Source organism: Reyranella sp., from assembly GCF_017305915.1.
Taxonomy (GTDB): domain Bacteria; phylum Pseudomonadota; class Alphaproteobacteria; order Reyranellales; family Reyranellaceae; genus Reyranella.
Window position 1 is genome coordinate 1 of the sequence record NZ_JAFKJN010000007.1, and the last position, 20,877, is coordinate 20,877.

The 20,877-nt window shown below is 67.0% G+C and carries 24 protein-coding genes, 1 pseudogene and 2 riboswitches; of the genes and pseudogenes, 5 read left to right on the top strand and 20 right to left on the bottom strand.

The annotated features are described in order from the left end of the window. Nucleotides 1-260: 260 nt before the first annotated feature. Nucleotides 261-1,538 (bottom strand): SGNH/GDSL hydrolase family protein, encoded by a 1,278-nt coding sequence (locus tag J0J01_RS03495; RefSeq protein WP_296378798.1) that lies wholly within the window; start codon nucleotides 1,536-1,538, stop codon nucleotides 261-263. Between the two features lie 87 nt (nucleotides 1,539-1,625). On the opposite strand from J0J01_RS03495, the gene J0J01_RS03500 reads away from it, so the two are divergent. Continuing rightward, nucleotides 1,626-2,570, top strand: coding sequence for a TAXI family TRAP transporter solute-binding subunit (locus J0J01_RS03500; RefSeq protein WP_296378799.1), 945 nt, complete (start codon nucleotides 1,626-1,628; stop codon nucleotides 2,568-2,570). Between the two features lie 189 nt (nucleotides 2,571-2,759). Here the strand turns inward: J0J01_RS03500 and J0J01_RS03505 are convergent, their stop codons facing one another. Both J0J01_RS03505 and J0J01_RS03510 read right to left on the bottom strand, forming a co-directional pair. After that, nucleotides 2,760-3,149 (bottom strand): hypothetical protein, encoded by a 390-nt coding sequence (locus J0J01_RS03505; protein ID WP_296378800.1) that lies wholly within the window; start codon nucleotides 3,147-3,149, stop codon nucleotides 2,760-2,762. Nucleotides 3,150-3,205: 56 nt separating this feature from the next. After that, complete coding sequence (locus J0J01_RS03510) at nucleotides 3,206-3,496, bottom strand: 4a-hydroxytetrahydrobiopterin dehydratase (protein WP_296378801.1); 291 nt, start codon at nucleotides 3,494-3,496, stop codon at nucleotides 3,206-3,208. An 80-nt stretch (nucleotides 3,497-3,576) separates the two neighbouring features. Between J0J01_RS03510 and J0J01_RS03515 the strand changes: the two genes are divergently transcribed. Next, nucleotides 3,577-5,103, top strand: a complete 1,527-nt coding sequence (locus J0J01_RS03515) for an ABC transporter substrate-binding protein (protein ID WP_296378802.1) — start codon at nucleotides 3,577-3,579, stop codon at nucleotides 5,101-5,103. Nucleotides 5,104-5,246: 143 nt separating this feature from the next. Here the strand turns inward: J0J01_RS03515 and J0J01_RS03520 are convergent, their stop codons facing one another. Genes J0J01_RS03520 through J0J01_RS03540 form a run of 5 tightly spaced genes read right to left on the bottom strand, consistent with a single transcriptional unit; the run spans nucleotide 5,247 to nucleotide 10,011 of the window. Then, nucleotides 5,247-6,380 (bottom strand): FAD-dependent monooxygenase, encoded by a 1,134-nt coding sequence (locus J0J01_RS03520; protein WP_296378803.1) that lies wholly within the window; start codon nucleotides 6,378-6,380, stop codon nucleotides 5,247-5,249. Beyond that, a complete protein-coding gene (locus J0J01_RS03525; RefSeq protein ID WP_296378804.1) occupies nucleotides 6,377-7,303 on the bottom strand; it encodes an ABC transporter ATP-binding protein in 927 nt (308 codons plus the stop codon). The genes J0J01_RS03520 and J0J01_RS03525 overlap by 4 nt, the downstream gene beginning before the upstream one ends. Nucleotides 7,304-7,313: 10 nt before the next feature. After that, nucleotides 7,314-8,264 carry an ABC transporter ATP-binding protein gene (locus J0J01_RS03530; protein WP_296378805.1) on the bottom strand — a complete coding sequence of 317 codons (951 nt, stop codon included), beginning with the start codon at nucleotides 8,262-8,264 and terminating at the stop codon, nucleotides 7,314-7,316. After that, the gene (locus J0J01_RS03535; RefSeq protein ID WP_296378806.1) at nucleotides 8,261-9,097 is read right to left on the bottom strand and encodes an ABC transporter permease; all 837 of its coding nucleotides are present in this window, start codon (nucleotides 9,095-9,097) and stop codon (nucleotides 8,261-8,263) included. The genes J0J01_RS03530 and J0J01_RS03535 overlap by 4 nt, the downstream gene beginning before the upstream one ends. Next, nucleotides 9,094-10,011, bottom strand: coding sequence for an ABC transporter permease (locus J0J01_RS03540; protein ID WP_296378808.1), 918 nt, complete (start codon nucleotides 10,009-10,011; stop codon nucleotides 9,094-9,096). Before J0J01_RS03540 ends, J0J01_RS03535 begins: the two co-directional genes overlap by 4 nt. A 123-nt stretch (nucleotides 10,012-10,134) precedes the next feature. Here J0J01_RS03540 and J0J01_RS03545 point away from each other — a divergent pair, with 123 nt between their 5' ends. Next, nucleotides 10,135-10,584, top strand: a complete 450-nt coding sequence (locus J0J01_RS03545; protein ID WP_296378809.1) for a metallopeptidase family protein — start codon at nucleotides 10,135-10,137, stop codon at nucleotides 10,582-10,584. A gap of 244 nt (nucleotides 10,585-10,828) precedes the next feature. Next, nucleotides 10,829-11,107 carry a hypothetical protein gene (locus tag J0J01_RS03550; protein ID WP_296378810.1) on the top strand — a complete coding sequence of 93 codons (279 nt, stop codon included), beginning with the start codon at nucleotides 10,829-10,831 and terminating at the stop codon, nucleotides 11,105-11,107. Nucleotides 11,108-11,263: 156 nt separating this feature from the next. Here J0J01_RS03550 and J0J01_RS03555 read toward each other — a convergent pair. The 3 genes and pseudogenes from J0J01_RS03555 to J0J01_RS03565 form a co-directional block, all read right to left on the bottom strand. Next, a pseudogene (locus J0J01_RS03555) lies at nucleotides 11,264-12,126 on the bottom strand (IS5 family transposase). A 68-nt stretch (nucleotides 12,127-12,194) separates the two neighbouring features. After that, nucleotides 12,195-12,398, bottom strand: a complete 204-nt coding sequence (locus tag J0J01_RS03560; protein WP_296378811.1) for a hypothetical protein — start codon at nucleotides 12,396-12,398, stop codon at nucleotides 12,195-12,197. Next, entirely contained in the window at nucleotides 12,395-13,141 is a 747-nt protein-coding gene (locus tag J0J01_RS03565) for a TMEM165/GDT1 family protein (RefSeq protein ID WP_296379099.1), read from the bottom strand. Before J0J01_RS03565 ends, J0J01_RS03560 begins: the two co-directional genes overlap by 4 nt. 94 nt (nucleotides 13,142-13,235) lie before the next feature. On the opposite strand from J0J01_RS03565, the gene J0J01_RS03570 reads away from it, so the two are divergent. Next, nucleotides 13,236-14,153, top strand: coding sequence for a MurR/RpiR family transcriptional regulator (locus J0J01_RS03570; protein WP_296378812.1), 918 nt, complete (start codon nucleotides 13,236-13,238; stop codon nucleotides 14,151-14,153). Nucleotides 14,154-14,156: 3 nt separating this feature from the next. Here J0J01_RS03570 and J0J01_RS03575 read toward each other — a convergent pair whose 3' ends face one another. The 9 genes from J0J01_RS03575 to J0J01_RS03615 form a co-directional block, all read right to left on the bottom strand. Then, the gene (locus J0J01_RS03575) at nucleotides 14,157-14,489 is read right to left on the bottom strand and encodes a hypothetical protein (RefSeq protein WP_296378814.1); all 333 of its coding nucleotides are present in this window, start codon (nucleotides 14,487-14,489) and stop codon (nucleotides 14,157-14,159) included. Further along, complete coding sequence (locus J0J01_RS03580; RefSeq protein ID WP_296378815.1) at nucleotides 14,486-14,839, bottom strand: DUF190 domain-containing protein; 354 nt, start codon at nucleotides 14,837-14,839, stop codon at nucleotides 14,486-14,488. Before J0J01_RS03580 ends, J0J01_RS03575 begins: the two co-directional genes overlap by 4 nt. Before the next feature lie 13 nt (nucleotides 14,840-14,852). Further along, nucleotides 14,853-15,305 (bottom strand): CrcB family protein, encoded by a 453-nt coding sequence (locus J0J01_RS03585; RefSeq protein ID WP_296378816.1) that lies wholly within the window; start codon nucleotides 15,303-15,305, stop codon nucleotides 14,853-14,855. Next, nucleotides 15,302-15,718, bottom strand: coding sequence for a fluoride efflux transporter CrcB (gene crcB, locus J0J01_RS03590; protein ID WP_296378817.1), 417 nt, complete (start codon nucleotides 15,716-15,718; stop codon nucleotides 15,302-15,304). Before crcB ends, J0J01_RS03585 begins: the two co-directional genes overlap by 4 nt. Nucleotide 15,719: 1 nt before the next feature. Then, the gene (locus tag J0J01_RS03595; RefSeq protein ID WP_296378818.1) at nucleotides 15,720-16,016 is read right to left on the bottom strand and encodes a hypothetical protein; all 297 of its coding nucleotides are present in this window, start codon (nucleotides 16,014-16,016) and stop codon (nucleotides 15,720-15,722) included. Nucleotides 16,017-16,052: 36 nt separating this feature from the next. Continuing rightward, nucleotides 16,053-17,267 (bottom strand): cation:proton antiporter, encoded by a 1,215-nt coding sequence (locus J0J01_RS03600; protein WP_296378819.1) that lies wholly within the window; start codon nucleotides 17,265-17,267, stop codon nucleotides 16,053-16,055. Between the two features lie 23 nt (nucleotides 17,268-17,290). Then, a riboswitch (Fluoride riboswitch) is annotated at nucleotides 17,291-17,351 on the bottom strand. 290 nt (nucleotides 17,352-17,641) lie between these two features. Continuing rightward, nucleotides 17,642-17,703: riboswitch (Fluoride riboswitch) on the bottom strand. 283 nt (nucleotides 17,704-17,986) lie between these two features. Then, nucleotides 17,987-19,381, bottom strand: a complete 1,395-nt coding sequence (locus J0J01_RS03605; protein WP_296378820.1) for a DUF1254 domain-containing protein — start codon at nucleotides 19,379-19,381, stop codon at nucleotides 17,987-17,989. Beyond that, on the bottom strand, nucleotides 19,378-19,887 hold the full coding sequence (locus tag J0J01_RS03610; RefSeq protein WP_296378821.1) for a mismatch-specific DNA-glycosylase: 510 nt from the start codon (nucleotides 19,885-19,887) through the stop codon (nucleotides 19,378-19,380). The genes J0J01_RS03605 and J0J01_RS03610 overlap by 4 nt, the downstream gene beginning before the upstream one ends. A gap of 10 nt (nucleotides 19,888-19,897) precedes the next feature. After that, nucleotides 19,898-20,866: a tripartite tricarboxylate transporter substrate binding protein gene (locus J0J01_RS03615; protein ID WP_296378822.1), complete on the bottom strand. Its 969-nt coding sequence runs from the start codon at nucleotides 20,864-20,866 to the stop codon at nucleotides 19,898-19,900. Nucleotides 20,867-20,877 lie beyond the last annotated feature (11 nt).

Genomic DNA, 20,877 nt, shown 5'->3' on the forward strand with positions numbered 1-20,877 from the left:
CTGGTTCGAATCCCCAAGCTCACGGCCGCCTGACCCGGCTCCCACGGATCGACAGATCACCTGACGCCGCCAGACTTTCCAGTGATCGGGCCCCGCCAAGGCCAAAAACTCCGCAGTGAGGAGTTCTTCAGCAGTCTGCTAGAGCGATTCCGGGCAGATGGAACCGCTCGCGGTTCCATCTGCCCGGAAATGCGCGCACGGGGGTTGTTGTTGCAGCAGGCATATTCCGTTCGGCTGATTCCAGCCGAACGGAATATGCTCTAGGCTGTCGGCGCCGACGACGAGGCCAGCCGGACGAACGCCACGACGAGGTCGATCAGCAGGTTCTCGACGTCGAGCAGCGGCGGCACGTCGGCGAGCAGCGAATCGGCATCGAACGCCGCGGTGAAGTCGATCGGCTTCACCGGCTTCAGCCCCTCGACCGCCACGATCTGCGCGCACACCGCCTGGGCGAAGGCGGCGTAGCCCACCGTCGTGGGATGCAGGTTGTCGAGGCCGAACAGGCCGCCTTTGTGGCTGAAGCCCTGCAAGGGCACGTTGTTGATCCGCCAGTTGTGGATCCAGATCGGCTTGCTGTCGCGGAAGTGCTTGTCGTCGCGCTCCGCCAGCAGCGCGTAGCTGTCGATGAAAGCGATGCCGCCGTCGGGAAACAGCTCCGCGAAGTCGTCGCGGATGCGGTGGTTCAGCGCCACCAGCTCCTGGTCGATCGCCTGCATGTCGCCCGACGTCAGGCCGCCGAGCTGGCCGAGCCGGCCGAGATATTCGGGATAGTAGCCGCTGCCGCCGGGCGGCCGGTCGGGGTCGCGCCGCGGCATCAGGTTGGCGATGCAGCTCGCCTTGGGCATCAGGTTGAAATAGATCCGGTCGACCTGCCCCGCCGCCTTCATCTCGGCGAGGCGCACGCCGAGATCGTGCATGTCGCCGGCGATCCGCGCCGGATCGAAGTCGGTCTTGATCGCCTCCAGGCAGACCGTCCACAGCCCGTCGTTGGCGCCGACATTGACCAGCAGCCGCCTGGGCCGCCGCTCGGCGACGATCTCGAGCGGCGTCTTGTCGGCCCATTTGCCGTCGGGCTTGTGGCTGGGATTGAGCACGAAGGCGGTGTTGATCGCGAGATAGAGCGCCACGACCGCGCCGAAGTCGATGCTCGAGCCGCTACGCACCCGGTCGATCAGCGGCGCGATCTGCGCGACGTGGTTGAGATAGGTGAGGCGCGACTGGTCGCCGATCGTGGTCTGGGCGATCGCCAGGTTGTCGAAGCCGTCGGTGTCGGCCCACGAGTCCATCTCGAGCCAGCGCTGGGCATTGGCGATCACCGCCATCTTCAGGGTGTCGATGTCGAAGGCGTGGGCGCGGAACAGCGCTTCGAGGTTGAACAGCACGTCGAACGGATAGGCCGGCACCTTGAAGTCCCAGCCGAAGGCGCGCGCTACCTGGGCGGGAACGGACAGACGGGCCAGCTCGGCATTGGTGGTCAGCGATCGCGTGCCGTTGTAGATCGAATCGCCGATGGCCATCAGTTCAGGACGGTCGGGCATGGCCTTCTCCCTTACAGTTACGCATACTGAGCCTAGCACGCGCGCATACCGTGCGCCGATCTGCAATCCGGGAGGGGCTGAAGTGCCATGGCGCTCATACGACGTACGGTTGTACTCGCCGCGACGGCCCTTGCGGCAGCGCCGGCCAGAAGTCAGCCGGCGGGGCAGCCGGTGAAGGTCCGTCTCGGCACCGCCACGCCCGGCGGCGGCTTCCCGGTCTATGGCGAGGCGTTCATCGCCGCGATCAAGGCGCAGGATCCGGCGCTGGAGATCGAGGCGATCAACACCAAAGGCAGCACCGAGAACGTGCCGCGGCTCGAGGCGGGCACCCTCGACATCGCGCTGGTGCAGGGCGAGGTCGTGCACGAGTCGCTGAGCGGCATCGGGCGGCCGCCGGCCGACCTCAAGGTGCTGACGGCGATGTACCCGACGGCCGGGCTGTTCGTCGTCCGTGCCGACAGCCCGTACAGATCGATCGCCGATCTCAAGGGCAAGGCGATCGCCTGGGGCGCGTCGGGCTCGGGCCTGGTGATCCTCGGCCGCTATGTGATGGACGGGCTGGGGCTCGACGCGACCAAGGACTTCCAGCCGGTCTATCTCGAGCGCGCCGGCGACGGGCCGGCGATGGTGCTCGACGGCCGCGTCGCGGCGCTGTGGGGCGGCGGCGCCGGCTGGCCGGGTTTCAAGACGGTGATGGAAAAGGGCGGCCGCTTCGTCGCGCCGAGTGCCGAGGAGATCCAGCGCGTGCTCGCCAAGCACGCATTCCTGAAGCCGATCAGCCAGCCGGCGGGCGGCTATCCCGGCCAGGCGGCGGCGATCCCGTCGGTCGGCTCGTGGAGCTTCGTGATGGCGCGGCCCGGCTTCGACGACGCGGTGGCGATGCGGCTCGCGAAAGCGTTGCATCAGGCGGAGGCGACCCCCTCGGCGCAGCTCGCTGAGACGACGGCGAAGAACACGCTCGTGGCGGCGGCCCCATCGATGCTGCTTCCCGGGGTGCTGGCCTACTACAAGCAGGCGGGTCTCAGCCGGTAGCTGGGGGCGCCACTCCAATGGCGCGTCATGATCTTCCGGACCGCGCGCAGCCTGCGCGCTCGTGAGCGAGCTGGAAGCTCGCGGTCCAAAAGAGCATGAGAAGACGCGCCGCTGGAGCGGCGCGCGCCCAGCAAAAGAACGCCTCCGGTTTCCGGAGGCGTTTCTCTTTGTCTTGGGTGTTTCCTCGATCTAGCAGCGGCTGGCAGCGGGTGCAGTCATCAGCATCGCCTTGGTGAGCTGGCAGGCGACCTCGGGCGCCATGCGGATGCCGACGATCTGGCCCGCATCGCCGACCAGCGCGCCTTCGATGTATTCGTCGGTCGGGCTGAGCTGGAACTCGGCGAAGGCGACATTCATCGTGCCGCAGACCGTACCCTGGTCGTTACCCTCGTCGTGGCGGCGGCGCGACATTTCCGCGGCGGCGCGATTGAGGTTGGCGATGAAGGCGTTGAACTCGGAGAAGTCGGCGACACAACGGATGGTGCGTTGGTCCTCGTCGACAAACACCATCATGCAGGTCTGGCCGTCGGCGCTGACGCCCAGATGAAACTTGTCGAGTGTGCCGGTCGGGATGTCCATGTCGGCCTCCGTCGTGACCGATACAACGGAGGGCCCGTGACAATGTTCCCTGTGGGTTACGGGACCAGGCCGTCGATGAAACGGGCCAGCGCCACGTCCTTGTCGCTCAAGCCGCCGGCATCGTGGGTCGACAGCACGATCTCGATCTTGTTGTAGACGTTCGACCATTCGGGATGGTGGTCGGCCTTCTCGGCCGCCAGCGCGACCCGCGTCATGAAGCCCCACGCCTGGGTGAAGTCGGCGAACTTGAAACTCTTCTGGATGGCGTCGCGGCCCGAGACCTCGCTCCATCCCTCGAGCGTCGCCAGCGCATCGCTGCGTGCCTTGCCGGAAAGCTTGGCCGTCATGCGGTCCTCCATGGTTATGGCACCAAGCTTGCCTGATTGCGCCGCGGGAGCCTAGGCTTCCCCCGTAACAGGAGGCTTTCGTGAAAATCACCCGCCGTTCCGCGCTTCTCTCCACCGCCGCTGCCGCGGCGCTGCCCGCCTCGGCGCGCGCCCAGAAAGCCGCCGACACGCTGCGCATCCAGTTCGTCGACGCGGTGCCCAACGTCGACATGTATTTCAACTCCCAGCGCACCGGTTTGATCCTCGCCCATCACGCCTGGGACATGCTGGTCCATCGCGATCCCGAGACCTTCGAGAGCAAGCCGCTGCTGGCGACCGAATGGCGCTTCGCCGAGGACAACTCGCTCGACCTCAAGATCCGCGAGGGCGTGAAGTTCCACGACGGCAGCCCGCTCACCGCCGAGGACGTGGCCTACACCCTCAACATGGCGGCCAATCCCGAGAGCAAGGTCGCGACGCCGTCGAACTACGCCTGGATCGACAAGGTCGAGAAGACCGGCGACTACGCGGTCTCGATCAAGATGAAAAAGCCGACGCCGGCGGCGCTCGAATACCTGACGATGGTCTGCCCGATCCATCCCAAGGCCTATCGCGAGAAGGTCGGGCCCGAGGGCTTCGCCAAGGCGCCGGTCGGCGCTGGCCCCTACAAGATCGTCAAGAACGACCAGGGCAAGGAAGTCGTCTACGAGAAGTTCGCCGACTACTGGAAGGGTTCCCCGAAGACCGCGACCATCAAGAACCTGCATGTCCGCTTCGTGCCCGACCTCGCGACCGAGGTAACGGAGCTGCTGGCCCAGAAGACCGACTGGATCTGGAACATCAATCCCGACCAGCGCGATAGCATCAACAAGGTGCCCTACCTGCAGGCGGTGCGGCAGGAATCGATGCGCGTCGGCTACCTGTCGATCGACGCTGCCGGCCGCTCGGGCGCCGACAATCCGCTGTCCAAGCTCAAGGTGCGCCAGGCGATCTGGCACGCGGTCAACCGCCAGGAATTCGCCGACAAGCTGGTCGGCGGCGGCAGCCGCGTGCCGCCGGCGCCGTGCTTCCCCAGCCAGTTCGGCTGCGACGCCAACGCGGCGGTGAAGTACGACTACGATCCCAAGAAGGCCAAGGAGCTGCTGGCCGAGGCGGGCTATCCCAATGGCTTCGACATCGAGATGCTGACCTACGTGCAGCCGACCTCGTGGCCGGCGGCGGTGCAGAACTACCTTCAGGCGGTCGGCATCCGCGCCAGGATCAACCAGCTCCAGGTGGCGCCGGCGATCCAGAAAGCGGAGAAGGGCGAGGCGCCGCTCTACATGGGGAGCTGGGGCAGCTACTCGGTCAACGACGTGTCGGCGATCCTGCCGGTGATGTTCGGCGCCGGCGCGCTCAACAACTATTCCAAGGATCCCGAGCTCGAGAAGCTGATCGCCGAGGGCGGCAACACCTCCGACAAGGCGGTGCGCGCCAAGGCCTATTCGGCGGCGGTCAAGATCGCGACCGAGAAGGCCTACTGGCTGCCGATCAACACCTACGTGAACACCTACGCCTTCGCCAAGGCGCTGGACATGAAGACCTTCGCCGACGAGCTGCCGCGCTTCTACATGGCGAAGTGGAAATAGCTTTCCTCCCTGGCGAAGCTGGGGAGGTGCCCCGCTCACAGCGGGGCGGAGGGGTCATGAGCGTCAGTCGCGGTGCCCTCGACCCCTCCGCCCGCGTATGACGCGGGCACCTCCCCTTCGCGGAATCCGCGAAGGGGAGGAAGTTATGAGGCGAGCGGCGCTTCCCAGGCGTTGTAGCCGTAGACCCAGTCGACGTCGGTGACGCCCTTGCCCCAGACGTTCTGGCGCGAGGTGAACTGCATCCGGGCGGTGCGCTCCTTGCGCGTCGCCTCGTAGCGGCGCAGCCCGGCCTCGACGCCGTCGCGATCGAGGCCTTCCAGGCAGCGCGCCAGGATCGCGCCGTCCTCGATCGCCATCGCCGCGCCCTGCGCCATGTAGGGCGTCATCGGATGGCTGGCGTCGCCCAGCAGCGCCACCCTTCCGTCGATCCAGCGCGCCAGCGGATCGCGGTCGACCAGCGGCCGCTTGTGCACGTCGGGCGCGGCCTCGATCACGGCGCGCGCCTCGGGATGGAACGCCTCGAAGGCCTCGCGCAGCACCTTGACGTCGCCGGTCGCCGACCAGGATTCGAGGTTGAAGCCGGGCTCGGGCTGGCTGGTGACGAAATAGATCTCCGAACGGTCGGGCTTGACCGGATAGATCACGACGTGGCGGTCCTCGCCCCACCACTTGGTGCAGTTCAGCACGTCGACGCCCTTCAGGCGCTCGACCGGGAACACCGTGCGATAGGCGATGCGGCCGGTGAAGTTGGGCTCGTCCTCGCCGAACAGCGCCGTCTTCACCGCCGAATGCACGCCGTCGGCGCCGATCGCGGCGTCGGCCTCGGCGACATGGCCGTTGTCGAAGGTGAGGCGCACGCCGCCGCCCCCAGTCTGATCGATGCCGGTCAGGCGATGGTCGAGCTTCACGATCTCCGGCGGCACCGCGCTGGCCAGAGCCGCATGCAGGTCGCCGCGGTGCGCGAGGAGATACGGTGCGCCATAGGTCTGCTCGGCGTCGGCGCCGAACAGGATGTCGAACAGCACCTCGCCGCTCTCCCAGTCGCGGTTGTTCCACGAGCGTGGATAGAAGGTGTCGGCGCGCAGCCGGCCCTCGAGTCCCAGCCCGCGCAGGACGTGCATGGCGTTGCAGCCGATCTGGATGCCGGCGCCGAGCCGGGTGAACTGCCGCGCCTGCTCGTAGAGCGTCACGGAATGGCCGACCTTGCGCAGCGCCGCCGCGGCGGCGAGCCCGCCCATGCCGGCGCCGACGATCGCGATATCGAGTTTGTCCGTCATGCCAGCAGGCACTCCACACCGCCCTCGGGCCGCGGCTTCACCGCTGGCGTGGTGGTTGCGCAGCGCGGCTCGGCGATCGGGCAGCGCGGGTGGAAGCGGCAGCCCGGCGGGATGTTGGCCGGGTCGGGCAGGGTGTCGCCCAGCCCGACATCGGGCACGCCGAGCCCGGGCTCGGGCGTCAGCACCGAGGCGAGCAGCGCCTTGGTGTAGGGGTGCTCGGGCCGGGCGAACAGCATCTCGGTCGGCTCGCGCTCGACCAGGCGGCCGAGATACATCACCGCGACCTCGCTCGCGACGTGCTCGACCACCGCGAGATTGTGGCTGATGAAGAGATAGGTGAGGCCGAGATCGCGCCGCAGCTCGGACAACAGGTTCAGGATCTGCGCCTGCACCGAGACGTCGAGCGCCGAGGTCGGCTCGTCGCACACCACGATGCGCGGCCGCAGCACCAGCGCGCGCGCGATGGCGACGCGCTGGCGCTGGCCGCCCGACAGCTCGGCCGGCAGGCGGCCGCCCATCTCGCGGCTGAGGCCGACGCGCGTCAGCATCTCCTCGACGGTCTTCGCGACCTCCGATTTGGAGAAGCTGGCCTGCGCCCGGAGCGGCATGGCGACGATGTCGCGCACCCGCGCCAAGGGATTGAGCGAGGCGAACGGATCCTGGAACACCGGTTGGATCAGCCGTGCCCGCGCCTTGCGATCGAGATCGACCAGCCGACGGCCGTCGATCGCGATCTCGCCGGAGTCGGCGGGCAGCAGGCCCAGGATCAGGCGCGCCAGGGTGGACTTGCCGCAGCCCGATTCGCCCACGATGCCCAGCACGCCGCCTTCGCGCACGCTGAAGCTCACATCGTCGACCGCCACAACCGTGCGCTTGCCGGCCTTGAAGGTCTTGCGGGCGTTGCGGACCTCGATAGCAGTCATGTGGGGGCAGTCATGCGGGCAGCCGGCAGAGGAAGTCGTGGGTCACGCCGGCCTGGTGCCGCGGGATCGCGTGGCTACAGGTCTCGTCGGCGAAGTCGCAGCGCTCGCGGAAGGCGCAGCCCTCGAAGCCCGGGCCGACGCGCGGCACCGTCCCGCGGATCGCGCCGAGCGGCTGGTCGCGCTGGATCTTGCCGGGCACCGGCACGCAGCGCAGCAGGCCCTGGGTGTAGGGATGCCTGGGGTTGGCGAACAGCTCGGCGGTCGGTGCGCTCTCGACGACCTCGCCGGCATACATCACCGATACCCGCGTCGCGACCCGCGCGACGATGCCGAGATCGTGGGTGATCAGCAGCAGGCCGAGGCCGAGGTCGCGCTGCAGGCCGGCGAGCAGCCGCAGGATCTGCGCCTGCACGGTGACGTCGAGCGCCGTGGTCGGCTCGTCGGCGATCAGGAGCTGCGGATCGCACATCAGCGCCATGGCGATCATCACGCGCTGGCGCAGGCCGCCCGAGAGCTGGTGCGGGAACTGGCCGAGCCGCATGCCCGGCGCGGTGATGCCGACCCGCGCCAGCAGGTCGGCGGCGCGATCGGTGGCGGCGCGCTGGCCGGTGCCCTTGTGGCGGCGCAGCACCTCGGTCATCTGCGAGCCGACCGTGTAGGCCGGGTTGAGGCTGGTCATCGGCTCCTGGAAGATCATCGCCATGGCGTTGCCGCGCAGCCGCGCCATGCCCTTGTCGGAGAGCTCGAGCAGGTCCTCGCCCTGGAAGGCGAGCCGTTGGGCGCGGCGGTCGGCGCTGCGCACCAGCAGGTTCATGACCGACAAAGCCGTCACCGACTTGCCGCAGCCCGATTCGCCCACCAGGCAATGGGTCTCACCGGGCTCGACGGTGAACGACGCGCCGCGCACCGCGGCGGTCCGGCCGAAGCTGACCTCGAGCTTGTCGACCTCGAGCAGGCTCATGCGTCGGACCTCGCGCCGAACAGGTCGCGCAGCCCGTCGCCCAGCAGATTGATGCCGAGCACCAGCACGAACAGGGCGATGCCCGGGATCACGATCACCCACGGGCTGAAGAACATGTAATCCTTGGCCTCGGCGATCATCAGGCCCCACGACGGCAGCGGCGGCGGCACGCCGAGGCCGAGGAAGGAGAGAGCGGCCTCGAGCAGGATGGCGAGCGCGATCTCCAGGGTCGCCACGACCACGAGATGGCTCGCGATGTTGGGCAGCACCTCGCCGGCCAGGATGCGGAAGCGCGAGCAGCCGGCGCACCACGCGGCGGCGACGAAGTCGAGATTGCGAACCTGCATGGTGGTCGAGCGCGCGACCACGGCGAAGCGCTCCCACAGCAGCAGGCCCAGGGTGAACATCAGGATGGTCATCGAGCTGCCGAGCAGGCCGACCACCGCCAGCGCCACCAGCACGACCGGCAGCGACAGCCGTGTGGTCACCGCAAACAGGACCACGTCGTCGACCCGGCCGCCCATGAAGCCGCCCAGCACCCCGATGGTGATGCCGATGATTCCGGAGACGATGGTCACGGTGACGCCGATCATCATCGAGATGCGGCAGCCGTAGATCAGCCGCGAGAGATAGTCGCGGCCGAGCTGGTCGGTGCCGAGGAGATGGCTGGGATCGGTGCCTTCCATCCAGAACGGCACCAGCAGGCGCTTGCCGAGATCCTGGGCGAACGGGTCGTGCGGCACCAGCAGGGGCGCGAACAGCGCGCAGAAGGCGGCGATGCCCACGATGACGGCACCGACCCAGGTGCCGATGTTCCGCCAGCCGCGCTTCATGCGCCGCGCAGCCGCGGATCGAGGACGGCGTTCAGCATGTCGGCCAGCATGGTCAGGCCGACATAGATCACCGCCAGCACCAGCACGACCGCCTGGACCACCGGGAAGTCGTTCTTGGCGATGCTCTCCCAGGCGAGGAAGCCGACGCCGTGCAGCGCGAAGACCTGCTCGATCACGATCGAGCCGCCCAGCATGAAGCCGAGCTGGACCGCGGCGATCGCCACCACCGGGATCGCCGCGTTGCGCAGCGCGTGCTTCAGCAGGATCGAGGCCCGCGACAGGCCCTTGGCACGGGCGGTGCGGATATAGTCGCTGGCCATCGCCTGGATCATGCCGGCGCGGGTCAGCCGGGTGAGGGCGGGGATGGCGGAGAAGGCCAGCACCACGCCCGGCATGATGAAGCTCTGCCACGAGTCGGTGCCCGAGATCGGCAGCCAGCCGAGCTGCAGGCCGAACACGATCATCAGCAGCAGGCCGAGCCAGAAGGACGGCATCGCCTGGCCGAGCAGGGCCACGACCTGCACGAAGCGGTCGAGCGGCGTGTTCTCCCTGACTGCCGCCAGGATGCCGAGCGGCAGCGAGACCAGCAGCGCGATCACCAGGCCGGTGAGGCCGAGCGCCAGCGTCACCGGCATGCGCTCGCCGATCAGCTCGGACACCCGCCGCTTGAAGAAGAAGCTGTCGCCGAGGTCGCCCATGCTGGCGCGGCCGACCCAATCGAAGAACTGGGTGAGCACCGGACGGTCGAGGCCGTAGGCCTTGCGCACGGCCGCGATGTCGTCCTGCGTCGCGTTGGGGCCGGCGATCGAGATGGCGAGATCGCCCGACAGGCGAGTCATGACGAAGGCGAGCGTCATGACCGTCGCGGCGACGAGCAGGGCGACCACCAGGCGCCGAATGAGGAAGCGCAGCATTCCGAGTCGAGCTTAGAGCGGTTCGTTCCGGAACGCGACCATGCAAGATCGTGGCCGAAAGACGGTGCACAAACCGCCGCAGCGGAGCTTGGCGAGGGCGGCGCGCTGATATATGGGAGAGTCATGCCGGTCTTCACCAACCCGCGCTCCACGCCCTGCTTCGTCAAGGCGCCGAGTCTCGAGGACCTCGAGGCGATCGCCGCCGAGGCGCTTGCGACGATTCCGGAGGAGTTCCGCAGGCACGTCGGCAACGTGCGCATCCAGGTCGACGACTTCCCGTCGGACGAGGTCGAGAAGGCGATGGAGCTCGAGACTCCGTTCGACCTGCTCGGCCTCTATCAGGGCGTGTCGATGATGGAGCGCGGCGCCGGCCACATTGCCAACGACATCGACCGCATCTTCCTCTATCGTCGTCCGATCCTCGACTACTGGTGCGAATCGGACGAGGATTTGCCGCACATCGTGCGCCACGTGCTGATCCACGAGATCGGCCATCACTTCGGCCTGAGCGACGACGACATGGAAGCGATCGAAGCCCGCGCCGAGGAAGAATCCCGCCGCGCCGGCGCCTAGCGCGCGATGAGTTAAACTCCGTTCGTCGCGCCGACCTGCCGGCCGGGAGTCCACGAGAGTCCGCAAGAGTCCACATTCGTGTGGACCGGTTCGATGCCGATGGCATCGGCGTTTTCGGCCCGGAGTCCACGAATCCACCGACCCCCGGGGGCCCCTGAAAAAACACTCTATCCAAAGTCCCGCCGCGGCCGCGCGTAGGCAACGGGCGGCCGCTTCGAGACTGGTCGTAACGTGGCGCATCATCATGCGCGCCACCCTGCATCACGGCGCGTCGAACACCTATTATGGGCAATGGAACGCGCGCATCCTGAGGCAACACAGGCAAATCGACCGTTCCATTGCCCATAATGAACTCGGAGCGAGCCCGAAATTTGCGGCCGTGGAGGGGTGCGGGCGCGTTTTGCCCGGAAATCGAGGATCGGCCCGCGGGAAATTTACACCGGCCCGAAAAAGAAATTTCGGGCGAGCCAAACCTCAGAACAGCGAGCAGCTCTCAGTCGAACTCAAAATCATCCGGCTCTAGGGAAGGTCTGACCAAGTCACGCAATAACGGTGTCGCCGGTCCTTGGTCTCGTAGTCGGCTCTTTTCCGTCGGAAGCCGTCACGAATGGGCGCAGAAGGCTCGGTATTTGCGGTGAGGTGCCGGCGTTCTCGCTGTCTCGCCACTCTTCGGGCGCAGCTATCCTGTAGCGAGCAGCTGCCGGCGCACCATCCAGATATTCGCCAGCGCAAACAGCGTGTGCAGCTGGGCGGTGTTCTTGGTCAGGCCACGGTAGCGGACTTTGACGTAGCCGAACTGGCGCTTGATTACCCGGAAGGCGTGCTCGCCCCGGGCGCGCACCTGCGCCTTCAGCCGTTCGATCCGTTCACGCAGCCGACCCGCGGCCGTATCGCCCAGCGCCCGGCGCTTGCCCGGCCTCATCGCCACCTGCCACTCGACCCGCCGTTCGCGCTCGGGCCGTTGCTCGACGCCGACGTAGCCGGCATCGCCGAACGCCACCGTCTCGCGGCCATGCAGCAGCTCATGCGCCTGCGTCACATCGGCGACGTTGGCCGCTGTGCCGATCACGCTGTGCACCAGGCTGCTCTCGGCATCGAGGTGCATCTCCGGGTCGCGCTGGCCCGTGCTGTTCTTGGTCGAACTCGGGGCCGCGATGATCGTCGCATCGACGATCGTGCCCTGCCGCAGCAACAGGCCCGCCGCCTGAGCAGATGGCGGAAGTTCAGGATCGTCGTCTCGTCCGGCACCATGCCACGGGCCAGCGACAACCCCGCGAACTGCCGCATCGAGGCGATCTCGTAGAGTTCCTCCTCCATCGCCGGGTCGCTCAGCCCGTACCACTGCTGAAGACAGTGGATCCGCAGCATCGTCGCCAGGGGATACGGCCGACGCCCGCCACCGGCCTTCGGGTAGTGGGGCGCGATCAGCCCCTCCAGTTGGGACCACGGCACCGCCCGATGCATCTCCGCCAGAAATACCTCGCGCCGCGTGCGCTTGCGCTTGCCGCCGTACTCCGCGTCCGAAAAACTCAGCTGCTTCATCCGCCAACTCCGCCAGATCACCAATCTAGCAAAACCGCGGCGCGCACGACGACTTGTTCGGAGAATCCCTAGTTTTTTTTGACGCCGAGCACGCTCCAGGCAAGCACGAGCAGACAGCCGAAGAAGAGAATGCCGCCGGTTACTGGCGTCGGTGCATCGACACCGGCGAACATGCCGGCCAAGACAACAATGGCGACGATCGCGAGGGCCAGGTTGCCGTCGTCGACGAAGAGCCCAAAGAGTTCGTGTACTATGTCCCGAAAGAGATTCATGCGCTTCGCTCCACTGCTTTTCGTTGACGCACGACCAGGAGCACGGCAATGATCAGGAAGGCGCCGGCGAAGACCAGTATCGCCGCATCGCTTCCGGGCCACGCAACTCCAAGGCCCTCACCCACCCAAAAGACCCCGAAGGCGGACAGCATCACGCCGACGCCGAACTTGAGCGTGTTTTCCGGCACGCGCGAAAGCGGGCGATGGACCACGACGCCGACGACGAGGACCAGCAGGCACGCCAGGAGCGCGCCGACGCTTGCCGGGACGAGCAGGCCACGTCCCGCGCCGACCGCGATAACGATGAAGACGACCTCGACGCCTTCCAAGACGACCGCCTTGAACGCGGCGAGACCCGCCACCCAATCCGCACTCGCCCGGCGGCGACGCGCTTCGTCTTCCAGGACGGCCGTTTCTGCCGAGAATATCTTCTCTTCGTCATGCAGCGCGATCAGTCCCGCAGCGCGCAGGATCGCCTTCCGCAACCATCGCATGCCAAACAGCAAGAGCAGTACCCCGACGACGAGCTGCAGCACATGCAGCGGTACCTGATCGAGCAGCGGCCCCAATGCAGCGACGAGCACCGCGAGAAGCAACAGTCCCGCTCCCGTGCCCAAAATGGCGGGGCGCGCACCCCGGACGGCGGCGACGGCGAGCACGATGGTGAACGCCTCGACGACCTCGACCAACGATGCAAAGAAGGCCGCGGCAATTGCCGGCGCGGCGGTACTCAATGGCGCCATATCCATAGTGATATCCTTCGATATGTCGTGCTTGCTACTGAATTGACCATGTTGGTAGTATATACGACGAATTGAATCAAGAGAGGTTTCTCGGATGGCAGTGCCGACATTCGATGAGCGGGTCACCGCGAGCCTGGCGGCCTTGAGTCCGGCCGAACAGCGCGTGGCGCGCTTCTTTCAGGAGAACCGCGAGCAGGTCCTCGTCGCGTCGGCCGCCGAGTTGGCGGCTTCTGCAGGGACGAGCGACGCGACCATCGTGCGGACGACGAAGGCGATAGGCTACGCTGGCCTCGACGAACTGCGCCGCCGCCTGGCGGCCGAGTTGCGCCAGAGTCTCTCCCCGGCGTCGCGGTTGGTGCGCACCCTGGCGGAAGTCGGTGGCGATCCTCAATCGGCGTTCGAGAGAACGCTCGACACGCATACCCACTCGATCGCCAGTCTCCGGCGCGACATCGGCCCCGCACTATTCAAGGCTGCCATCGATTGCCTTCTCGCAGCGCGCCGCGTCTTCATCTTCGGCATCGGGCCGTCCAGTGCGCTCGCGGACTATTTTGCCATCCAACTAAAGCGATTTGGCCTCGCGAGCGGCACGCTCCATCACACGGGGTTGCTCCTCGCGGACGATCTCCAGCAGGTGGCCAGGGGCGACGCAGTCGTGTTGCTTGCCTACAGTCGGGTGTACGCCGAGCTCGATGCCGTCCTTGAGCGCGCGGACCGGCTCGGCATCTCGAAGATCCTCGTCACCGACACGCTCGGCGCAGCCCTTCGGGGCAGGGTGGACCTCATCCTCCCCGTCGCCCGCGGCCGCGCCGATAGCCTCAGCCTGCACACTGCGACGATGGCGCTCATTGAGTCCTTGCTGGTGGGGCTTGCCGCCCGGCGCCCCGCCGAGACGGTGTCGAGCCTCGAGTTGCTGAACACGCTCCGGAGCAAGATCGCCGGACAGGATATGACCTTGCCGATCTCTCAGGAGGGAAGAAACACGACACGCCGGCCAAAGCGCCGTCGGTAGCAATCACCTTCTGTCGGCGCGCGCCCGGAACCAGGCGAAGACGTCGGACCGCTGACCCTGCAAGAGCCGCCCCCAGCGAGCATCGCGAATGGCCGTCTCCCCGGCCTCGTCCCACCAGGTTTCCGTCACATACAAGAGCCGCCACGCCGGTACGGCAGCCCGCGTCACCATATGAACCTCGCAGTGGAATGTGTAGATCGGCCCGCCGTGGCTGAGGCGCTCGCGACACCACTCGACACCGCCTACCTGCCACCGATTGAGCCGCCGCCCCGCATTGGTCGCGTCCAGCGCCAAGGCAAACACGTTGGCGAAGGCTGCGTCGGTGAAGGTTCTCATGCCGCCGGCTGACGGCCGTACTGAAGCACCTGGACGTTTTCGAGGGTCACGAGACCGCTGCCGCCGCCGGCATCCATCATGCCGTCGAGGACCGGCAGGAACGCCTCGATCCTGTCTGGACTGTCGACGATCTCGATCACGAGCGGCAGGTCGTCGGAGAGGCGAAGGATCTTCGCGGTGTGGATGCGGCTCGAATGGCCGTAGCCCAACCCGCCGCGCAACACGGTGGCACCGGCAACGTGCATCTCACGCGCTTTCAGAACGATCGCCTCGTAGAGTGGCTTGCCGTCATGCCTGTCTGCTTCGCCAAGGAAGATGCGCAACAACTGCGCTTGCTTCGGGATTTGCATACCTGTCCTCCCCTCAGTTGTTGATCCACTCCGCCAAGGCATCTCCAAGCCACACCGCGGAGAGCCAGCTGGCGAGCGATAGTACGAGATAGAGCGCGGAGCGCACGTCGTTGCTCAAAATGAATCGCACGGTCTCAAGCGCAAACCCCGAGAATGTCGTGTAGCCGCCACAAATTCCCGTCATGACGAATTGGCGGGTCCGCGCACCGGCGAAAAGCCGCCCATCAGGTCCGGTGAGTGCCGCATAGAAGCCAATCACAAAGCATCCCGTTACATTCGCAAAGAAGGTCGGCCACGGCAGTCCGCCAGCGTGGGCAGGGATCACCAGCGCGACGACCCAGCGAGCCAGGCTGCCAACGATACCCCCGGCGACGACGGCGGCGTACAGGCTGGCGGTGCCCCACAGAGCCCGCCAGCGCCGCGGGTGCCCCGCGCTCTCCGTGGTGGGTTCCCCCTCCGCACTCATCGCGCCTCTCCGGCAAACGCCGTCCACCCTGCTGCGAATCCCGCGCCGACGGCCACCAGACAGATGGCAAGGGAGAGCACCACGTATCCCGCGGCATACTTTAGCTCGCCATCTCGCACGAGCGCGCGCGTCTGCAGCGCGAACGACGAGACCGTCGTATAGCTGCCCAGAAAGCCGGTCGCGGCGAGGAGCCAATATTCCGATCCGCCGGAGAGACCGTGACTGCTCGCAAACGCGGCCACGACGCCCATGACGAAACACCCGCTGACATTGACGACGAAGGTCCCCCAGGGAATTGTCTCGCCGAAGCGCCGCGCGACCACACCCGAGATATAGAAGCGCGCGGGTGTTCCGAATGTCGCGCCGAGCGCGACCAATGCCGCGCCGTAGAGCAGGTCCGTCAGGTACTGCATGTCACTTGCGGGTCCGGCGTGCTTCCTTGGCAAGCTTCTCGAGATCGATGCCCGCTATGACCATGTGAATCCGAGCGATGCCCAGGCCGACCGCTTGCCAAGTCAGCGCGCTCAGTACCAGGACCGCGAGGAAGACCAGCAACTCCGAACGGGCGGCGGCGTCGGCATGAACTTCTTCGAGAAAGGCATACACCCCGCCGAACAGGAGGACGATGGAGAACATCCACAGGAGGGCGAAACGGTCGGCCCACGCCTTGTGTAGGCGGATGAATCGGAAGTGCTCTGGCTCGGCGTTCATTGCTGGTGCCTCCTCCGCTAATAGTGCAATCCGGCCCTAGCTACGGCGGTCCCGTGGTGTGCGAGCGGCAACCGGCAATGGCTCCGCTTCCCCCTCTGCCGTCTCAGGCAGCAAATGGTGCGGGAGATAGAAGGCGTTGGCGATCAGCGTCGGCACGACCGCACTCGCGATCACCGCCGCCACCAGGATCGAATATTGACTCTGATCGATGAGGCCGTGCGATAGCCCGAAAAGCGCCGAGATCGTGCCGAACGTGAGTCCGGTGGACATGAGAAACGTGGTGTACAGAGCCTCGCGACGCGGTGAGCGGTGGGCGCGCGTCACCGGGTACACGCCGACGAATTTCGTCAGCATCTTGGCGCCCAACATCACGACGAAGGCGACCGGCGCAGCGATAAGCGCCGGCACGGAAACGAACGAGCCCGCGCGGATGAAGTAGAACGGCGTGAGGAACCCGAACGTCAGCGTGCGTAACCGGCGGATGAGCACGTGGTCTTTGCCGACGGTGCCGGCAAGCACCATGCCGACAATGTAGGCCGGTAATACCGCCTCACTATCTGCCCAGCTTGCCAAGGCGCCGAGCCCAAAGAGACAGAGCAGCAGAAATTTGGTCTCGAGCTCTGAGGGACGATTGCCGTAGAGGCGGAAGAAGCGCGGGGTCAGCCAGGGCAGGATGGCAAACACCACGACCGCACCGCCCGCAAATATCGCCGTGCGCTCACTGAACGGCGCGAAGATGAAGCCCAACGCCAATACGGTGACAAGATCGTTGATGAAGCAGGCGGCCAGAAGTGTCTTGCCGTAGTCCGTGCGATTTAGTCCGAATTCCAGCATGACCGCGTAGACGACGGCGACCGATGTGGTCGACATGGCCACGCCCGCAAGCCAGCTCGGTCGCGAGTCCCACCCGAGCAGCCAGTGGGCGGCAGCCGCGCAGCCCAGGAATGGGAACAGGAAGCCCGCGAGGCCCACGGCGCTGGCTTCCTTCCGCTTGCGCCGGAACACCTGCGGGTCGAGCTCGGCGCCGGCCAGGAAAGTGAGCACGATGGCCCCAGCGCCCGAGAGAAACTTGATGGCCGTATCGTCTGCGGCAAGCAGGAACGCGCCAGCGACCGCTCCGATAATGAGCTGGGCAATGGTGCCGACGACTATTTCAGAGAGAGCCGTCGCGACTTTGAACCAAATCGATAGCAGGGTGGCGATCAGCGCCAATCCCAGCCACATCGCCGTCTGTGCCCATACCTGAGTCACAACAACCTCCTACCGCGCTATCGCGTTCGGTAGGAGTCATCAGCCTCTAAGGCGGTTGTCGGGGACCCCATCCCCATCTGGTCTCGGCAAGGTAGTATCTAACGCTTGGCGCGGCAACCGCACGCCAATCGAAAATTCACGGTTCAACTTCGTTTTCGGGCGTTCCACTCGAAAATGGCGGCCCCTGCGCCAACCACCACCGCCGCCATCACGACTGCGCTAGAGATGTCGAAGAACAGTGCGAGTACGGCGACTACCGTCGACGAACCCACAAACCAGAGCGCGATCGAAACAGATGGAGGAAGTCTCGCCATGGCACCACCCCTCAGTTGGAGGCGGGCGAGACCGGAGGCGAATTGCTACCGGCGCTCGCGCGCCCAGTAGGAGTCATCAGCCTTGCGGCGGTTATCGGGGGAACCCCATCCCCATCCATCGTTACGAGTCGTATCCAAGTTCAAACCCACGGTCAAACTCTTGGCGCGTTGAACCCGACTGTGCCGGTGGCGGCCCGCTTCTGGCCAGTGGCGGAGTTCTTGAATTACCGTCACCTTGGCGCTGAGCAGTTACGTCTTGCTTCTGATTCGATGATCGCGCCCTCCATCGGCCAAGCCCGGATGCCGCGCGCTTCCCGCGGGCAATGTATCTCCGGTGGGATTCGGTCCCCCGGACGGCACCTCAATGGCGTGTGGCATATGCCGACCGCGAGGGCTGCGGCTCCTCTAGCTCACGCGCCGGACCGCCGGCATCCGCCACGTCGCGTCGAGCAGCGATTCGCTGGGCTCGTAGGCGCGCAGCACCAGCCGCATCGGGCCGGCCGGCGCCGGCAGCCAGTTGGCCTCGCTCTCGGGCCGGTCGTGTTGCAGGACAATCTCCAGCGAGCCGTCGGCGCCATAGACCAGCCCGCGGGTACGGTCGCCGATGGCGTAGCGGCTGAGCGGGTTGTCTACCAGGAAGGCGCGGCCCTCAGCCGTCACCTCGTACATCGTCAGCGACCAGAAGGCCTTGGCCGGCGGCGCTTGGCCCGGCTCGAAGCGCAGCCGGTAGCGACTGTTGCCGTCGAGCGGCCGGCCGTCGGCATCGCTGTTGCACATTAGGTAGGTCGCCTCGGCCGGCTCGAGCGCCGCCAGGGCGCCGAGTGCGATCTGCGCCCGGTAGAGATAGTCGTCGCCGAAATTGCCGAGATGGCGTTCGGGGTAGCTCCAGCCGTCGATCGTCCTGCCCCTCCCGCCGGCGCGCATCTCCTCGCGCGCCCGGGCGATGCCGCGCTGGATGGCCGCGCGCTCGGCCTCGCCGAAGCCGCGCCCGTCGAACTTGCGGCCGGGCCGCAGGCGCAGGGGTGCGAATTCCTCCAGCGCCGCCTTGTCGCGCTCGGCCAACGGGCTCTCGCCCAGCGCGCGCATGCCGACCTCGAACAGGTCGAACGGGTCGGCGGGATTGATCGGCTCCCAGTCGGCGACCGGCTCGGGCGGCGCGGTGCTGCGCTGGCGCATCAGCTCCTGGGTCTCGAGGATGCGCCGCTCGTTGCGCATGTCGGGGCTCTCGAGCAGGGTGCGCGACTGCAGCGTCCACACCGTCTCCAGGTCGGGCGGCCCGTCGACCAGGATGCGGCCGAGCAGCCACACGCCGTTGGTCGGCGCCCGCACCAGCACGACATCGCTGTCGGCCTCGCCCTTCCAGGCCGGCCCGACGATCATGCGCGGCTTCGGCCGGTTGCCGTCGAGGCGGCGGCAGACATAGGCGAAGTTGTCGGTGAACAGGCTCATGAGGGCAAAGCTGTAGTAGCGCCCGCCCATGTCCGGCACGGTGAGGAACACCGGCTCGAGCGACAGGTCGAGCCAGGCGGTGGAATAGAGCGTGTCGACGTCGGGCGTGGTGACGGCGCGCGAGCGCGGGCCCGCCGGCGCCGGCACGTGCAGGAAGCGGTTGAGCTTCTGGCGCACCGGATTCTTCTCGTTGACCGTCGCGTTCCAGCGCGTGCGGTACATCTCGTGGATGGGGAAGAGATAGATCGCCGCGTGGCGCGCCACATCCTCGAGCATCGTCTGCCTCTCCTGCGCCCGCCCGGCCATCGGAACCAGCGCCGCGCCGAGCACGAGGCGGCGCGTCGCCCTCATGCCGCGCGCTCGCGGGCGAGGCGTCGCTCCATCACGAACGCCGCCGCGGCGCGCCACGGCTCGATCGTCCAGAACGAGCGCGCCCGGCCCGACGGCGAGGCGAGCACGAACACGGTCGCGCCTTCGAGCGGCTCGGCCTGCCGGCCGTAGGCCGGCGCCTTCACGCCGAGGCAGAGCGAGGCGGCGTTCTTGCTGGTGAAGGCGATCGCGGCCGGCCGGAACCTCCGCAGCTTGGCGTGCAGCGACCTGGCATCCATCGCCTGGGCGCTGAGCTCGTGGTCGGAGCCGTACTCGGTCTTGTTGAGGTCGGTGAGGCCGATGCGCCAGGCCAGCAACTCGGGATAGCGCTGCGGCGCCAGGCGCTCGGGCGTCAGGCCGACCGCGTGCAGGGTCGCCCAGAAGGCGTTGCCCGGATTGGCGTAGTAGGCGCGCGCCTTGAAGGAGGCGGGGCTCGGCGCCGTCCCGCAGAACACCAGGTCGAGACCGGGCGCCAGCAGGTCGGGCACCAGGTGCTTGCTATTGCGGCTTGATGCCCGCGGCACGGATGACCTCGCCCCAGCGCTGGTACTCGGTCTTGATGAAGGCATCGGCCTCGGCGACCGACAGGGTGCCGGGCTCGAAGCCGCCGACCTTCATGCTCTCGATCACGTCGGCTTCCGTCAGCGCCCTCTCGGTGCCGAGCCGCAGCTTCTCCTTGATCGCGGCGGGAGTCCTGGCGGGCACCGCCCACAGCGACCACGAGGTGACGACCAGGTCGGGGAAGCCCGATTCGGCGAAGGTCGGCGTGTCGGGTGCCGCGCCCGAGCGCTGGGCGCCGGTGCTGGCGATCGGCTTCAGCTTGCCGGCATTCACCTGGCCCATCAGCGAATCGATGTTGGCGATCACCATCGGGATCTGGCCGCTCAGCACGTCGGCGGCGGCGGCCGAGGCGCCGCGATAGGAGATGAAGGTGAGGTCGGCGCCGGTCTTCTGCTTGACCAGCTCCATGGTCAGCGACGGCGAGGTGCCGACGCCGGACGAGCCGTAGGAATATTTGCCGGGCTCGGCCTTGGCGGCGGCGATCAGCTTCTGCGGCGTGTCGTGCGGGAAGGAGGGATGGCAGGCCAGCAGGTTGGGCTGGGTGCCGATCCAGCAGGCGGTCTCGAGATCGGTGACGGCGTTGTAGGGCGGCTTGGCGTAGATGTGCGGCACCAGGGCGTGGCTGCCGATGTTGCCCAGCAGCACCGAATAGCCGTCCGGGTTGGACTTGGCGACGTTGTCGGCGGCGATCGAGCCGCCGGCGCCCGAGCGGTTGTCGACGATGAAGGATTGGCCGAGCTGGTCGGTGAGCTTGGCGCCGAGCCGCCGCGCGATCAGGTCCTGCGAGCCGCCCGGCGTGAACGGGCAGACGATGCGCACATTGCGCGTCGGCCAGTCGGATTGGGCGAGCACGCGCTGTGCGAACGGGAGGGAAAGCGAGGCGGTGAGGAGGGATCTACGCAACATGGTCGCACATT

Coding starts and splice junctions, on each gene's coding strand:
- J0J01_RS03575 (WP_296378814.1), bottom strand. CDS start 14,489: ATGAGAACCTTCACCGACGCAGCCTTCGCCAACGTGTTTGCCTTGGCG.
- J0J01_RS03605 (WP_296378820.1), bottom strand. CDS start 19,381: ATGAGGGCGACGCGCCGCCTCGTGCTCGGCGCGGCGCTGGTTCCGATG.
- J0J01_RS03525 (WP_296378804.1), bottom strand. CDS start 7,303: ATGACTGCTATCGAGGTCCGCAACGCCCGCAAGACCTTCAAGGCCGGC.
- J0J01_RS03595 (WP_296378818.1), bottom strand. CDS start 16,016: ATGAACGCCGAGCCAGAGCACTTCCGATTCATCCGCCTACACAAGGCG.
- J0J01_RS03615 (WP_296378822.1), bottom strand. CDS start 20,866: ATGTTGCGTAGATCCCTCCTCACCGCCTCGCTTTCCCTCCCGTTCGCA.
- J0J01_RS03530 (WP_296378805.1), bottom strand. CDS start 8,264: ATGAGCCTGCTCGAGGTCGACAAGCTCGAGGTCAGCTTCGGCCGGACC.
- J0J01_RS03495 (WP_296378798.1), bottom strand. CDS start 1,538: ATGCCCGACCGTCCTGAACTGATGGCCATCGGCGATTCGATCTACAAC.
- J0J01_RS03580 (WP_296378815.1), bottom strand. CDS start 14,839: ATGCAAATCCCGAAGCAAGCGCAGTTGTTGCGCATCTTCCTTGGCGAA.
- J0J01_RS03535 (WP_296378806.1), bottom strand. CDS start 9,097: ATGAAGCGCGGCTGGCGGAACATCGGCACCTGGGTCGGTGCCGTCATC.
- J0J01_RS03560 (WP_296378811.1), bottom strand. CDS start 12,398: ATGAATCTCTTTCGGGACATAGTACACGAACTCTTTGGGCTCTTCGTC.
- J0J01_RS03570 (WP_296378812.1), top strand. CDS start 13,236: ATGGCAGTGCCGACATTCGATGAGCGGGTCACCGCGAGCCTGGCGGCC.
- crcB (WP_296378817.1), bottom strand. CDS start 15,718: ATGCAGTACCTGACGGACCTGCTCTACGGCGCGGCATTGGTCGCGCTC.
- J0J01_RS03500 (WP_296378799.1), top strand. CDS start 1,626: ATGGCGCTCATACGACGTACGGTTGTACTCGCCGCGACGGCCCTTGCG.
- J0J01_RS03545 (WP_296378809.1), top strand. CDS start 10,135: ATGCCGGTCTTCACCAACCCGCGCTCCACGCCCTGCTTCGTCAAGGCG.
- J0J01_RS03505 (WP_296378800.1), bottom strand. CDS start 3,149: ATGGACATCCCGACCGGCACACTCGACAAGTTTCATCTGGGCGTCAGC.
- J0J01_RS03520 (WP_296378803.1), bottom strand. CDS start 6,380: ATGACGGACAAACTCGATATCGCGATCGTCGGCGCCGGCATGGGCGGG.
- J0J01_RS03585 (WP_296378816.1), bottom strand. CDS start 15,305: ATGAGTGCGGAGGGGGAACCCACCACGGAGAGCGCGGGGCACCCGCGG.
- J0J01_RS03550 (WP_296378810.1), top strand. CDS start 10,829: ATGCGCGCCACCCTGCATCACGGCGCGTCGAACACCTATTATGGGCAA.
- J0J01_RS03540 (WP_296378808.1), bottom strand. CDS start 10,011: ATGCTGCGCTTCCTCATTCGGCGCCTGGTGGTCGCCCTGCTCGTCGCC.
- J0J01_RS03510 (WP_296378801.1), bottom strand. CDS start 3,496: ATGACGGCCAAGCTTTCCGGCAAGGCACGCAGCGATGCGCTGGCGACG.
- J0J01_RS03565 (WP_296379099.1), bottom strand. CDS start 13,141: ATGGCGCCATTGAGTACCGCCGCGCCGGCAATTGCCGCGGCCTTCTTT.